Origin of the sequence: Archangium gephyra, assembly GCF_049060025.1 — a bacterium.
In the GTDB taxonomy this organism is placed as follows: Bacteria; Myxococcota; Myxococcia; order Myxococcales; family Myxococcaceae; genus Archangium; species Archangium gephyra_A.
Genome location: NZ_JBMEQQ010000002.1, coordinates 1122792 through 1136994 on the forward strand (window position 1 = coordinate 1122792; position 14203 = coordinate 1136994).

Genomic DNA, 14203 nt, shown 5'->3' on the forward strand with positions numbered 1-14203 from the left:
GTCTCATTCGTAGTAGTCGAACGCCTGTTCGCTGCGGCGGAAGCGGTACACGGCCCAGATGGCGGCGGGCTGCTCGGGCGTGAGACGCACGTGGGCGGTGGGCCCCTGCCACAGGCTCCGCTCATCCGTCATCAGCTCGTGGACCTGATACGTCTCGTCCGGTTGGATGCCAAGCTCTTCCAGCGGGACATGCAGCACGGACTCCTGCGGGTGGTACGGATCGAAGCTCACCGCCACGAGCACCTGGCTGGAGCCGTCCGGGGTGCGCTTCAGGTAGAACATCACCTGCTCGTTGTCCGAGAGGTGGAAGCGCAGGTTGGAGTAGAGCTGGAAGGCGCGGTGCTCGCGGCGGATGGCGTTGAGCCGGGAGATGTAGTCGCGGATGTTGCCGGGCCGGTCCAGGTCCCACGCCTTGAGCTCGTACTTCTCCGAGTCGAGGTACTCCTCCTTGCCCGGCTTGACGGGAGTGCCCTCACACAGCTCGTAGCCGCAGTACATGCCCCAGGTGCTGGAGAGCGTGGCGGCCATGGCGGCGCGCAGGCGGAAGCCTCCGGGGCCGCTGCGCTGGAGGAACTCGGGGAGGATGTCCGGCGTGTTGGGCCAGAGGTTGCCGCGCATGAAGTCGGCCACGGGCGGCGAGGTGATCTCCGTGAGGTACTCCTCCATCTCCTGCTTGAAGTTGCGCCAGGTGAAGTAGGTGTACGACTGCTGGAAGCCCAGCTTGGCCAGGGCCTTCATCACCTTGGGACGGGTGAAGGCCTCGGAGAGGAAGACGACGTCGGGCCGGACGGAGTGCACCTCGCGGATGAGCCAGGCCCAGAAGGGCAGGGGCTTGGTGTGCGGGTTGTCCACGCGGAAGATGCGCACGCCCTGCTCCACCCAGTGCATGATCACCGACTTGCAGCTCGGGCCAGAGCGTGGCGCGCCCGGGGCCCATCCAGTCGAAGTTGACGATGTCCTCGTAGCGCTTGGGCGGATTCTCGGCCGTCTTGATGGTGCCGTCGGGCCGGTGGAGGAACCACTCCGGGTGCTCCTTCACGTAGGGGTGGTCCGGCGAGCACTGGTAGGCGATGTCCAGGGCGATCTCGATGCCCAGGGCGTTGGCCGCCTGGACGAAGCGCCGGAAGTCCTCGAGCGTGCCGAGCTGCGGGTGCACCGCCTTGTGACCGCCCTCGGCGGCGCCGATGGCCCAGGGGCTGCCCACGTCCTCGGGGCCCGCGGTGAGGCTGTTGTTCTTGCCCTTGCGCGCCGTGCGGCCGATGGGATGGATGGGCGGCAGGTAGATGACGTCGAAGCCCAGGGACTGGACGTAGGGGAGCCACTTCTCCGCGTCCTTGAAGGTGCCGTGCGTGCGGCCGTCGCGGGGCGTCGAGCGCGGGAAGAACTCGTACCAGGAGCTGAACTGGGCCCGCTCGCGGTCCACGAAGACCTCGAGCACGCGGTCGTACCGGGTGGCGAGGGAGCGGTCCACGTACCTGGAAGCCGTGAGGGTGAGCCCCGGGTCCATGGCCGCGGCGATGGCGTTGGGGCTCATGCCCTTGTCGAAGAGGGCCGCGGCCTCGGTGAGGCGCCGGGCCTCCTCGGGGCTGCCGGCCTTCTGGGCGCGCTCGGCGTGGGCGCGGAGCATGGCGGCGCCCTCGAGGAGCTCGCTGCGCACGTCGCGGCCCACGTCCACCTTGCGTTTGATCTCGGAGACCCAGGTGGCGAAGAGGTCCGGCCAGGCCTCGACGGTGAACTCGTAGCGGCCGTTGCGGGCGAGTGGGAAGTCCGCCTCCCACAGGTCGTTGCCCTTGGAGACCATGGGCACCTCGGCCCACTCGGTCACCTGTTCCTTGGGCGCGGATTGCCTCCAGCGCACCACGGCCACCAGGACGTCGTGACCCTCCTTGAAGATGTCGGCCTTGACCGTGAGGGACTCACCCTCGACGCGCTTCACGGGCCACCGGCCGGCGTCCAGTTGCGGGCGGACGTTCTCGATGACCGTGCTTCCGATTCTTTCGCTCATAAATGCAGGTGGCCTCTATAGGTCCCCGCGCCGCTCTGCCCCGGCGCTATTTTTCACCACGCGTTGATTCAGGACGCTCCAAGCGTCCGGCTCGTTGGCCCGTCAACGTTAGGAATGGCTCCGCACGGTGCACACCGGCTGTCATGGGCCGCTCCCCTGTCCGGCGCTCATGCCGGGCGAGCGGGCAGACGGGGCAGGGCGGTGGAGCACGGGCGGACGCCTGGCTGCACGCCGAGCGGTTTGACGGGCTGGCGGGGTCCGGTTCAGCCTCTGGCTTCTTCAGCACTCACAGAGGACGGGTGAACGCCCATGCCGTGGAGAGCGATGCTGAAAGAGAAAGGCTTTGTGCTGGTCAGCGATCTACGCGGGGAAGGCTGCGTGCCAGGTGTTCTGCCGCGCCGAGTTCGGCCCGCCCATCCGGCACTAGGAATCCTGCCTGGGCGGTGTTCCTACCCTGGGCGTGACATCGGAGTGCTCCTCGAAGAACCTCCGCACGAGCGTCATGGCATTCATGAGCGCATCAACGGGGCCCACTCCCATGACGCACTTGATGCCGGGCAGGTAGCCCTCGATAGAGAGCGGGCAGTACCAAGCCCTATCTGCCTCACCGGGAAGTGGCCGCGGTCGGCCAACGACGATCCTGGAGACCTTGGTCTCTCCGTCTTTCGTCGCGTAGGACCAGTGATCCTCCGCGATGGGGTCATCAATGGTGGTGAGTCGAGGGCGCCAGTCCTGGTTGCTCATCGCGATTGATAGTGCTCAGGAATCGCCCGGGCGGCATGGCAGGGGAGGGGCATACCCGCAGAGGGGTCGCCACCGGCTCCCGAGAGCCAGCCACGGTGCGCGATGAGGGGATGGCAAGGACGTCCCTGGCGAGCTGCGCGCTCAGGGTTCCTGGGTTCCACTCGAGGCCCTGAAGGGCCCGGGGAGGGCTGCTGCGATCGCTACGGCTGCGACTTGTGCTTGTAGAACAGCACCAGCGTGTAGCAGTGGAACTCGTTGTCGCTCGACTGGGCCACCACCCGGTCCACGATCTCCAGATCCGAGTTGCTCCTGATCCAGCGGGTGACGTTCTCACCCAGCTCCTCACGCTCCTTCGCCTTCGTCGCGGAGAACACCTTCACGCCCGTGAACATCGCCTTCCACTCCTTGCGCTGTGTTTTGTACTGGTACTGAGTGTGAGGAAGGTTATCGCGCGCTATTCGCAGGTGTCAAAAAAGCTTACCTGTAGGCCTCGCGTCCGCCCCGGGGCTTCCCGCCCGGGGGGACGTGCCTAGATTCCCTGGGTCGCTGGATCTGGAAGCCCGGGGGACGGGCCCTCGGCAAGGGGTTGGGCGAAGGGGGATGGCCGTGGACGTCAAGACGAAGAAGGACCTGGCGGTGGACTTCATCAATGAGATCCGGACCATGGATCCCGCCGCGCTCAATGCGTTGATCGTCAAGGAAGCAGGCGAGGACCTCGCCCAGTTCTTTCTCAACTACAGCGCCAACCTCATCTCCAAGGACCCCTCCCGGGTGCTGGAGAACACCTCCTCGCTCATGCTGATGGGCTACCTCATCCGCACCCACGAGGAGAAGAACGGCCAGTCCAAGCCGACCGGTCTCCAGGGCTACGCCTTCGCCTGATTTCCGGCGGAGCGGGGTACGCCGAGACTCGACAGGTCCCACGGGAGCCTGCTAGGCACCGGCGCCCATGCTCATCGATCTGCACGCGCATTCCTACCTGTCGAAGGGTTGCGACCTGGATCCGCGCGCGGTCCTGGATCGTGCCGCGCTGTTCGGTCTGGACGGCGTGGCCTTCACCGAGACCAACACCCAGGACGGCTGTGACGAGCTCTTCGAGCTCGGCGCCAGGTCCAAGGTGAAGGTCTTCGTCGGCCTCGAGCTCATCACCGACCGGGGCCAGTACCTGTGCTTCTTCCCGAAGCCCGAGCGCGCCCCCGAGCCGGTGCAGATGTGGGGCAGCAACCGCGAGAAGCCCTGGAGCGCCGCCGAGTGTCTTCCCAAGGTGCGCTCGCTGGGTGCCGCCATCGTGGCCGCCCGGCCGTATGACCGGGACTCGCCCAACCCTCCCATGGACTACGTGCGCTCGCTCGGCGGGCTGATCTGCGCCGTGGAGGGGTACAACGCCCGCGTGAAGCAGACGTCCAACGACCTCGCCGTGGAAGCCGCCGAGACGCTCAAGCTGCCGTGCACCGGTGGCAGTGACGCCCGGGGCTCTCTCGACGAGGTGGGCTATGGCGCCACCTTCTTCAAGAAGCCCGTGCAGACGCAGGAGCAGCTCGTGGCCGCTCTGCTGGCCGGGGACTACTACCCCGTCATGGCCGGCGAGCTGCCCCGCCTCACCCGCCCGGGCGAGGCCCAGGCCTCCCGCAGCGGTGGCAAGCGCCGCGGCGGAGGCGGGGGTGGTGGTGGCGGGGGTGGGCGCCGTCGGCGCGGCTGACCCTCACCCCAGCCCTCTCCCAGGGGGAGAGGGGGCACCGCTCACTTCGCGGCGGGCGTGCCCTCGTCCACCCGGGTGACCAGACCGTCGGTGATGAACACCCGGCGCTTCTCCCCCGGGTAGATCCACTCCTGGTGCACCTGCGTCCCGTCCAGCGTGCGGCGGATGCGCTCCGGCGGGCCCCAGGACATCTGCACCGCCGCCTCCGGCATGTACTCGAGGACCTTCTTCTGCCGGATGGCCTCCTGGAAGCGCGCCTGGAACTTCGCCATCTTCGGCGCCGGATCATGCTCCGCCAGGTGCCGATCCAGCTCGGCCCGCACGTCCTCGTTCGTCTTGAGCTGCGGCGGGAGCACCAGGATGACCGGCGGCCCCGGCGGCACCCCCTCCACGTCCAGGTACACCCAGGGCTGCGTGCGCGGGGAGTACAGCACCCGCTCGGCCATCACCCAGGCGGTGGGGAACTCCACCTTCAGCACGCGCACCTTCGTGCCCGCCGGCGCCATCGCCTGCACCGCGCCGGGGTTGATGGGGTTGCCCTTGGTGTCGTTGAGCAGCCGCACCTCCTCGGGAGGGTAGGGCGTCAGCAGCCGCTTCGACGCGTCCCCGAAGAACGGGGTGACGTAGCTGGAGGCCTGGAGGAAGCGCACCGCGGCCGGGCCGGTGGTCAGATCATGCTGGAGCTTCGTGCGATCCTCCGCGCTGAGCGGGGTCTGGCTGGCGCAGCCGGTGGCGAGCACCGCCGGAACGAGGACGAGCAGGGCGAGCAGTCGTTTCATGGTGCTGTCTCCGTCAGAAGTTGAAGGCGAAGGCCCGGGTGGTGATGTGCGGCGTGTCGCGGCCGCCCGAGACGTCCGCCACCTGCACCGCCCGCTGGCGCGTGGCCTCCACGAGCCTCGGCCCGCCCGCCTTGCCCAGGGCGTCGATGCCCTGGATGACGTGCGAGACGAGCAGCGCGGCGCCTCCCAGGCCCCAGAACCAGCCGCCCACCGCCCACCGCAGCACGCTGCTGACCACGATGATCGCCACGTCCACCAGGAGGAACAGCAGGAAGCCGTCCGTATCCCTCGCCAGCAGGTGGCCCGTGCCGAAGCCGATGAACAGCCCCAGCACCAGCGCGAGGATCTGCCGCACCTCACCACTCACGGCGCCTCCACCCCGGCCTCCGCCCTCCTGGCGCAGGGGCTCGTCGAAGCGGCCGAAACGCAGGGCGTCCCAGGAGCCCATGGCGGCCAGGGGGGAAGTCTCGGCGTGCTGGAAGCGGGCCGCCGGTTGCGCCCCGTCCAGGAGCCGCGCGTGGCGGTCCTCCATGGCGTGGGCGAAGGACACCGTCGGATCGGCGAAGACCGACGGAGCGGGGGACGTGGCCAGAAACGACGCGAGCAGCAGGGAAACGAGCATCGGACGCACCTCGGCGTGGATACGCGGGAGGGCGCCTTCCTTAGCTCAGCGAGGGCTCGGCGTCAGCGACGCGTTGTCGCCAGCGCGCCGCTGCTCCCCACAGCCCTTCAGCTGCGGACAGATGGGTCCACGGCCATCGGGATCCGGCACGAGCAGGAAACGGCCCAGGCCACGTGCGTCGGTCAGCTCCGGATGGCCACAGAGCACGCAACGGCGGGGGGGACGCTTGGAGGGAGGAAATGGCACGGGGCCACTCTCCCTCCGGTCCGCCACCCACGCGACTTTTCAGCCGCTCAGCTCTTGCTGCCGGCGGCCGCCGCCGGGGCGCTCGGGGTGCTGCTGGCGCTGGAGGTGCTCGACCCCGAGTCCGACGAGCCGCTGGAAGCTCGGCGCGGTGCTGGTGCTGGCGGAGGACGGGCTGCTGGCGCTGGAGCTGCTCCCGTCCTTCTTGGTGGAGCTGTAGAGGTCCGAATACCAGCCACCGCCCTTGAGGACGAAGCTGGAGCGGCTGACGACCTTGCTCAGCGAACCCTGGGCTCCACACGCGGAGCAGGTCTCGGGCGTCGGGTCGCTCACCTTCTGCAGGACATCGATCGTCTTCTCACAGGTCTTACAGGCGTACTCGTAGATGGGCATGGCTTGGCCTCTTCACTAAGAACTAAGGCGTGGAATGAGGGGAGTTGTCCGAGCCCCGCTTGCGCAGGCCCTCGGCCACTCCCAGGCGCTCGAGCGCACGGAGCACGAGCTCGGACGGGGCGCCGTGCTTGCGGGCCACCACGTCCGCGAGCTCGGAGAGCGTCTTGGCCTCCGACAGCTCGTCGCGCACCAGCACTTCGAGCTCCCGGCGGAGCATGTCCGTGAAACGCTTCTTGATCCCCAGGTCCACCAGGTACTTCTCCCGCCCCAGCAGATCCAACCGCTGGGTGAGGTTGCGCGCGGTGAGGGCCTCGCGGCGGAAGCGCTCCCGCACCTCCTCGACCTCCCGGGACAGGCCGGCCTTGGCCTCGAGCTGACGCAGCTCGGACGGACTGAGGCCCAGCGCCCAGCCGACGCGGCCGGAGGCACCGCGGTGCTCGGTGAAGGCGCTGAGGATGGCCGTACGCTCGCGGTTCTCCATGGCCTCCATCAACCCGTGAGCCCTCAGCACTCCTTCCAGCTCCATCAGCGTCAGCTCCCCCCGGCTGCCGTTGTACTGCGCGGCCAGGGAGTTGAGCAGGGCGAAGCGGTTGTCGTTCGAGCCCAGCGCCGCCTCCAGAATCTCCTTGCCCGAGGCGCGCGTCAGCTCCTGGTAGCTCGTCTTGGGAGCCTCCAGGCGGGTGAAGCGCCCGCGCGGCTTGGGCAGGTCCTTCTTGAGGAAGCTCGACGCCTCCTCGCCCTCGTCGAACTCGGGCGGGGCCGCCTCGGAGGCGGTGCGCTTGCGGGGGGCGATCCGGGCCTGGAGCGTCTCGCCCCGGGACCTGGGCGCCTGCTCCGGCTTCGCGGGCACGGGGGCCGGGACGCCCGCTCGTGGGGCGGGCGTGGCGAAGGAGGGGACGTCGGGGGAGGGAGGAGGGGCGGGCGGCCGCTTCTCCTCATGCACCCGGGCCAACTCCTGCACCACGTCGTAGAAACCGCACCCCTGCCGCGTCGCGGCGAGCGTGGGGGCCGTGCCCTTGAGCACATCCACCACGGCGAAAGGCCCGAGCGGTGTGGCCGCGGGCTCGGTGTCGGTCAAGGTACGCACCCGGAAGTCGTCGGCCTCGGACAGCAGGGCGAGCGCTTCGCGGACCTCGGTGGGGGTGGCGGGCGCCTTCGCTCGCCTGCAGTAGTCGGAGACCGCTACTGCCACCGGGGTGGGCACGTCATCGGGTTGCCGCTGTCTCTGCCAGTGACTGTTCATGAAAGGTGCGGAAAAATGCTCGTTTACGAGGCCGGGTGGCTCTATCTTCGCTGGCAGACGGGTGTCAATGAATCCGACGGGCCCCAATCTAAACAGCCAGAAGACGATGCAAGTCGGTGTCACACCCCAGGGGGGCCCATGAGCCCCGTACGTTCGGCCGGTGGACAATCGATGGGACGAGGGGCCATCCGGATGGCTCGGGAGGCAGGCGGGCCGTGAATCAGGACATGGACGAGGTGCTCCAGCGGTACATGGCGCAGCACGGGCTGAAGAGCACGCGCCAGCGCAGCCTCATCATCGACACCTTCTTCTCGGTGGGCGGCCACCTGTCCGTCGAGGAGCTGTGGAACAAGGTGCGCCAGCAGGACACCCGGGTGTCGGTGGCCACGGTGTACCGGACCATGAAGCTGCTCAACGAGTGCGGCCTGGCCCACGCGCGCAACTTCGGCGACGGGCAGACGCGCTACGAGGCCGCCGCCGGCCGCCACCACCATGATCACCTCATCTGCACCCACTGCGGCACCATCGTCGAGTTCGAGGACGACCGCATCGAGGAGATGCAGGATGCGGTGGCGCGCAAGCACGGCTTCACGGTGACGTCGCACAAGATGGAGCTGTACGGGCTGTGCCGGAACTGTCAGCGGAGCGGTGTGGCCAAGAGAGAGGCATGAGGCGCGCGGCCCTGGCGGTGGGCTGTGCCCTGGTGCTGGCGCTGGCCGGGTGCCGCACGGTGCCCGAGACGGGGCCGGGGCCCTCGCCCTACCTGCGGGCGTTGGCGCTGCCCTCGGTGGGGCCCACGCCCCTGGACTGGAACCGGCTGCCCGGGCGCGTGGTGCTGGTGTCCTTCTTCGCCACCTGGTGCTTCCCCTGCCTGGCGGAGCTGCCCACGCTGGAGGCCCTCCAGAAGGAGCATGGCCCCCAGGGCTTCCAGGTGGTGCTGGTGGGGTTGGATCTGGACGGGGCCAAGGTGCTGGAGCCCTTCGCCGAGCAGTACGCGCTCAACTTCCCGGTGCTGGTGTCCGACGAGCCCATGCAGAAGGGGCGCAGCGCCTTCGGGCTCATCCCCGCGCTGCCCTGCACCTTCCTGCTGGACAAGGAGGGCCGGGTGGCCGGCGCGTGGCAGGGCATGGCGGGCCACTCGGACGTGTCGCGGGCGGTGGAAAAACTCCTGCGGCGCTGAACGGCGCCCTCAGTCCACCCGCTCCCCCAGCTTCTGCTCGTACCACGCGGAGGGGTGGAGCAGCCGGAGATGGGTGCCCTCGGGCGTCACCTCCACCCCCAGAGGGATCTGCTTCACCTTCACCAGCAGCACGGCCTGGGTGGCCGGGCCGGTGAGCTCCACCTTGCCTTGCAGCTCGAGCCCCTCGCCCTGGAGGCGGAGCTTGTCCACCTTCACACCGCCGCTTCCCAGCGACACCGTGCCGGAGAGGCTCCAGGTTCCGGGCCTCCAGCAGGGGAGAGAGCACCGGGGGCAGGCCCGTCTTGTCGGTGAGCAGGGCGATGAAGGGGGCCGCGTTGGTGAAGCTGCCGGCGAAGCGTCCCTCGAGGATGGCCGGGGAAAGCCGGAGGATGGCCTCCGGGAAGGACAGGGTGCCCTCCCAGCCGTGCACCTGGGGCTTGTCGCCCTTCTGGACGGAGGCGTTGCGCAGCAGCAGCCGGCTCCCCGCGAACGTCACCGTGTCGCGACGCAGGGCCAGCTTCCGTGCGTCCACGTCCAGGACGAGCCGCGCGCCCAGCAGCGTGCCGCCCCAACGGGCCCGGATGTCGTCCGTGCTCACCTCCAGGGCCGCCTTCAGGGCCGCCTTCCCCCGGCCCTTCGCCGCATCGGCCTGGCTCGTGGCCACCAGGCTCGCATGGCCGGAGTCCACCTGGATGGCCGGGGCCAGCCACTCGTTGAGCACCCGCAGATCCAATGGATTGCTCGCCGCCACGTGCAGCGCCGCGTGGACGTCGCGCGGCGGCTCGCCCAGACGCGGGGCCGGCGCCTTCAGGGATACCGTCACCTCCGAGGTCTCCAGCAGCTGCCCGTTCTTCCCCTCCACCTTCACGGGGCCCAGGACGAGCCGGAGCCCGGCGCGTGACGGACCGTCCTCCTTCGCGCGCACCTCTCCGTGGATCCGCCAGGGCGCTCGCACGCGCACCCGTCCCAGGGGAACGAGGATGGGCCTTCCCGAGCCCTCCAGCCGGCTGTCCGGGGCGAACCGGCCCTCCTCCAGCCGGAGATCCACGTCCAAGCGCCCCGCGCCCCCCTCCAGCGAGGCCTCGGCGAGCTGCGGCACCCAGCGCTGCAACGTGGTGAGCGAGGGCAGGGTGGTGGCCACCTGGAGCCGTCCTCCCAGGGCGCTGGCGACGTCCAGCTTCCCCTGGGCATCGCGCTTCGCGTCGAAGCCGAAGTCCGCCGTCCCTCCCTCGACGTGGGCCAGCAGGTTCTTCTCGTAGGTCAGCTCGCCCTCTCCGAGCCGCACCCGCGCCTCGCTCACGCTGAGCCGATGCCCCGGCACCAGCGCCAGCCCCCCGGTGGCGTCCGTGACGCCCGTGAGCCGGAGGGGACCCACCGCCAGCTCGCGCACCCCGTGGACCCGCACGCCCTTCAATTGGAGCTCCCACGGAGGCGGTTCCCCCGGGCCTTCCGGTCCCCGTGCCGCCGGGTCGCCAGGATGGAGCCGGAAGCTCAGGCCCTCGACGTTCACCTGCTCGGCCCGCACCTTCAACCGGAGCAGGGCGAGCGGGGACAGATCCAGCTCGGCCGACTCCATCGCCAGCTCCCAGTGGCCGCCACCCGCCTCCTCGTTCCGAATCTTCAGCGCCCGGACCTGGATGGAGTCGGGCCACACGCTCCAGGCCCGGGCCCACTCCACCTTCAGACTCCTGGAGGAGCGGTTGATCAGCGTCTCCAGCAGCCCGGTCGCGAGCAGGCCGTTGAGGAGCACCTCCAGCACCAGGAACACCCCCAGCCCCCAGAGGAGCGGACGCCGCCACCGGCCCAGGCGTGGAGAAGCGGGCGGTGGGGTGGGGGAACGGGTGGGCATCCAGGCTCCTTCGCGAGGGGCTCCATGCTGGCAGGAGGCGTGCCACGGAGCGCGGGCCACGAGGGGCGACTGTCCTCCGTGAGAAAGAGGGGTATTCGCTGGAGAGGGCACCCGCTACAGGCCTGGAGCGGATTTCTTGCCGGGGGAGTCGCCGCTGGTACCTTCCGGCCACTCATGACGGTGCGGCGAAAGCTCCTCGGTGTGGCGGCGTGTGTGGCCGCGATCCTCACGCTGGTATCAGCGGTGGACGCCAAGGGTTTCCGCCGTTACCTGCGTCTGCGCCAGGACGTCGAGGCCATTCAGGATCGCAATCGCGTCCTGTCCGAGCAGAACGCCACCCTTCTTCGCGAGATCAACGCGCTGCGCGATGATCCCGCGGCCCTCGAGCGCGCCGCGCGCGAGGAGCTCGGCTACGTCAAGCCGGGCGAGCTCGTCTTCCATCTGGAGTAATCGTGTCCGCGCTTTCGGCCATCCCTCCAGTCTCCAAGCTCTTCCACTTCCTGGTCCGGGCCGTGCCCGCCGCGGCCGTGCTGTCCGCCTTCGTCCACCTGGCGCGGGGCGGCTTCCGCGGCCTGCAGACGCTCGGCTGGACCGAGGCCTCCCTCGTCCTCTTCCTGCTCGCCGGGCTGGCGGTGATGGGGTGGCGGCGTTTCACCCGCGGCGCCGTGGGCGCTCCCATCTACCTCCGGGATGACCTGGAGCTGGGCGCGGTGCTCATCGCCTCGGCCTTCATCGTCGTGGCCATCGCCGGGGGCGAGGTCTTCCCCCTCATCTACCTGGTCATGGCCTTCCTGGTGGCCTTCCTGCCGCGCAACGCGGGCCTGGCGCTGCTCGGCGTGGCGCTCTCTTTCGACGCGCTCGTCACCCTGCAGGGCCCCGAGCGCAGCGTCACCGCCTTCCTCACCCACGGGCTCTTCCTCGCGCTCTTCGCCGGCCTGTACCACCTGGTCCTCTCCGCCCGCATCGCCGCCGCCCGCCGCGCGGAGAACGCCGCCGTGGAGAAGCGGATCAAAGAGGTCGAGGAACGCGCCCGCACCTTCCGGCTCGTCAGCTCCGGCTCGCACGACAACCCGCCCGACGTGAAGGACGAGGAGAAGTGGCTGCTCGCCTCGGTGAAGGAGATCGAGGGCGCGGTGGGTGCCGCGTTGGAGATCGCCGAGATGGCCCTGCACACGAACACCTGCGCGGCCTTCCTGCTGGCGTCGGACGACAAGGGGCTGAAGCTGTACGACTGCCGCAGCGCCTCGGACCGGGTGCAGCGCGAGCGCTTCAACGCGGGCGAGGGCATGCTGGGCGGAGTGCTCAAGCGCCGGGCCCCGGTGCGGATGCACTCGGCCCACGGGCTCAAGGGCATCACCTGGTACGACGGGAGCGCGCCCACGCTGGGAGCGGTGCTGGCCGTGCCCATCATCGAGGCGGCCAGCGGCCTGGTGCGCGGCGTGCTGGTGGCGGACCGGGTGACGCACAACCCCTTCTCGGACGATGACGAGAAGCTGCTGACGACGATCGCCGCGGAGGTGCTGCGCTCCATCGAGGTGGAGCGGGTGATGTCGTACATCCGCAAGACGCGCGACGAGAAGGACCGGTTCTTCCGGGCCATCGAGGAGCTCAACCGCGCGGGCAGCCCGGATCAGGTGTTCCTGGCGGTGCTGGAGAGCGCGCGGCAGCTCGCGGGGCTGGACTTCTGCGCCGTCACCATCGTGAGCGAGCAGGAGGGCAAGCGGGCCCACAAGGTGGCGCGGATGCTGGGCGTCACGGCGCAGGGGAGCAAGGCGCTCGAGGGCCGCACCTTCCCGGACAACAACGGGCTGGTGGCCAACGTGGTGCGCTACGGCGCGCCGCTGCCCGGGCGCGACATCAAGGCCATGGACCGGCAGGTCATCTTCGACGAGGAGACGCAGCTGCGGGGCCTCGCCGCGCTGAAGATCTTCCCGCTCACGGCGGGCGACCGGATTCTCGGGACGCTGGTGGCGGGCTCGCGCCGCAAGGCCGCGTTGGATCACGACGTGCTGCGGATGCTGGAAGTCATCGCCATCCAGGCGGCGCAGGCGGTGTTGCGCGCCCAGCTCTACGAGGCGATGGAGCGCATGGCCACGACGGACGGCATGACGGGCCTGTACAACAACCGCACCTTCCAGGCGAAGGCGGACGAGATGCTGGCGCACTCGCGGCGCTACGGGCGCAAGTGCTCGCTGATGCTCACCGACGTGGACCACTTCAAGAGCGTGAACGACACCTACGGCCACCTGACGGGAGACCAGGTGCTCAAGGGCGTGGCGCGCATCCTCCGCGAGCAGGCGCGGGACACGGACATCGTGGCGCGCTACGGCGGCGAGGAGTTCGCCATCCTGATGCCGGAGACGGACGCCAAGGGCGCGAAGATCATCGCCGAGCGCATCCGCGAGGCCATCAAGGCCGAGGTGTTCCAGACGGAGATGGGCCCGCTGAAGGTGACGCTGTCGCTGGGCATCGCGACGGCGCCGGACCACGGGACGGACAAGCTGGTGCTGGTGGAGCAGGCGGACCAGTGCCTGTACTACGCGAAGCGGCACGGCCGGAACCAGTCGGTGACGGTGGCCGAGGCGCAGGGAGGCCGGAAGCTCCAGGCCGTCGAGGGCTGAAACAGGTGGTCCCCCTGGCGGTCACCACGAGCGGCAAGCCGGACGCGTCCCTCGTGAAGCGGGCCCGGGAGGCCGCACGGGCCTGGAGCCTGCCGTTCCTCCCCAGGCGCCCGAAGCAGCCCATCGGCCCGATGCTGGAGTCCTCGGCGGACGCCTTCATCGTCTTCGAGCGCGAGGGCGTCACGCTCTGGGATCGCGAGGGCTCCTTCGGCTTCAACCCGGGCATGGCGCACCTGCGCCGGCTGCGGATCCTCTCGGGGCAGGTGGGGGGGGATGACGCCCTCGTCCGCGTGGCCGAGCTGCGCGCGGGAGATCACCTCCTCGACTGCACGCTGGGGCTCGGACAGGACGCGCTGGTGGCCGCGCTGGTGGTGGGGCCCTCGGGGAGGGTGGTGGGGCTGGAGAAGAGCCTCGCGCTCTACGCCGTCGTGTCCGAGGGCCTCGCGGCCTACGACTACGGCCCCCGGTCGAGCCGGGTGGAGCCGGTGCACGCCGACTCGCACGCGTACCTGCGCACGCTGCCCTCGGGCTCGTTCGACGTGGTCCTCTTCGATCCGATGTTCGAGAAGCCCAAGAAGTCCCAGCCGGCCTTCGAGATGCTCCGCCGTTTCGCCGAGCACGCCCCCCTCACGCCGGAGACGCTGGAGGAGGCCCGGCGCGTGGCCCGGCGGTGGGTGGTGGTGAAGGGCTCGAAGTACTCGGACGACTTGAAGAAGCTGGGGCTCGAGGCCGAGCCCGGCTCCCGGTACACGTCCATGATCTGGGGCCGCATTCCAGCCGCCTCGTCCGGGTAAGCCCTTACAGCGCGGCCGCCACGGCTCCAGC

12 protein-coding genes and 1 pseudogene are annotated in these 14203 nt (G+C 69.6%); 7 read left to right on the forward strand and 6 right to left on the reverse strand.

Annotated features, from left to right (window positions below):
- Positions 1–3: 3 nt before the first annotated feature.
- Together ACN28I_RS05075 and ACN28I_RS05080 are read right to left on the reverse strand one after the other, a co-directional pair.
- A pseudogene (locus ACN28I_RS05075) lies at positions 4–2005 on the reverse strand (alpha-1,4-glucan--maltose-1-phosphate maltosyltransferase).
- Positions 2006–2949: 944 nt separating this feature from the next.
- Positions 2950–3141 (reverse strand): hypothetical protein, encoded by a 192-nt coding sequence (locus ACN28I_RS05080; RefSeq protein ID WP_047857644.1) that lies wholly within the window; start codon positions 3139–3141, stop codon positions 2950–2952.
- Between the two features lie 214 nt (positions 3142–3355).
- On the opposite strand from ACN28I_RS05080, the gene ACN28I_RS05085 reads away from it, so the two are divergent.
- Positions 3356–3631 carry a hypothetical protein gene (locus ACN28I_RS05085; protein ID WP_043410121.1) on the forward strand — a complete coding sequence of 92 codons (276 nt, stop codon included), beginning with the start codon at positions 3356–3358 and terminating at the stop codon, positions 3629–3631.
- Between the two features lie 67 nt (positions 3632–3698).
- Positions 3699–4448, forward strand: coding sequence for a PHP-associated domain-containing protein (locus tag ACN28I_RS05090; protein ID WP_420941012.1), 750 nt, complete (start codon positions 3699–3701; stop codon positions 4446–4448).
- A gap of 41 nt (positions 4449–4489) precedes the next feature.
- Here the strand turns inward: ACN28I_RS05090 and ACN28I_RS05095 are convergent, their stop codons facing one another.
- From ACN28I_RS05095 to ACN28I_RS05110, 4 genes are all read right to left on the reverse strand, one after another.
- A complete protein-coding gene (locus ACN28I_RS05095) occupies positions 4490–5227 on the reverse strand; it encodes a hypothetical protein (RefSeq protein ID WP_420941013.1) in 738 nt (245 codons plus the stop codon).
- Between the two features lie 13 nt (positions 5228–5240).
- Entirely contained in the window at positions 5241–5849 is a 609-nt protein-coding gene (locus tag ACN28I_RS05100; RefSeq protein WP_420941014.1) for a hypothetical protein, read from the reverse strand.
- A 285-nt stretch (positions 5850–6134) separates the two neighbouring features.
- Entirely contained in the window at positions 6135–6485 is a 351-nt protein-coding gene (locus ACN28I_RS05105) for an FmdB family zinc ribbon protein (RefSeq protein WP_420941015.1), read from the reverse strand.
- A gap of 22 nt (positions 6486–6507) precedes the next feature.
- Positions 6508–7728, reverse strand: a complete 1221-nt coding sequence (locus tag ACN28I_RS05110; RefSeq protein WP_420941016.1) for a hypothetical protein — start codon at positions 7726–7728, stop codon at positions 6508–6510.
- A gap of 251 nt (positions 7729–7979) precedes the next feature.
- On the opposite strand from ACN28I_RS05110, the gene ACN28I_RS05115 reads away from it, so the two are divergent.
- The 5 genes from ACN28I_RS05115 to ACN28I_RS05135 all read left to right on the forward strand — a co-directional run bounded on the left by ACN28I_RS05115 (position 7980) and on the right by ACN28I_RS05135 (position 14172).
- Positions 7980–8399, forward strand: a complete 420-nt coding sequence (locus ACN28I_RS05115; RefSeq protein WP_420948568.1) for a Fur family transcriptional regulator — start codon at positions 7980–7982, stop codon at positions 8397–8399.
- Positions 8396–8908, forward strand: a complete 513-nt coding sequence (locus ACN28I_RS05120; RefSeq protein WP_420941017.1) for a redoxin family protein — start codon at positions 8396–8398, stop codon at positions 8906–8908. Before ACN28I_RS05115 ends, ACN28I_RS05120 begins: the two co-directional genes overlap by 4 nt.
- A gap of 2023 nt (positions 8909–10931) precedes the next feature.
- Positions 10932–11207, forward strand: coding sequence for an FtsB family cell division protein (locus ACN28I_RS05125; RefSeq protein WP_420941018.1), 276 nt, complete (start codon positions 10932–10934; stop codon positions 11205–11207).
- 2 nt (positions 11208–11209) lie between these two features.
- Entirely contained in the window at positions 11210–13378 is a 2169-nt protein-coding gene (locus tag ACN28I_RS05130) for a diguanylate cyclase (RefSeq protein WP_420941019.1), read from the forward strand.
- 5 nt (positions 13379–13383) lie between these two features.
- Complete coding sequence (locus ACN28I_RS05135; RefSeq protein WP_420941020.1) at positions 13384–14172, forward strand: class I SAM-dependent methyltransferase; 789 nt, start codon at positions 13384–13386, stop codon at positions 14170–14172.
- The last annotated feature ends 31 nt before the right edge of the window (positions 14173–14203 follow it).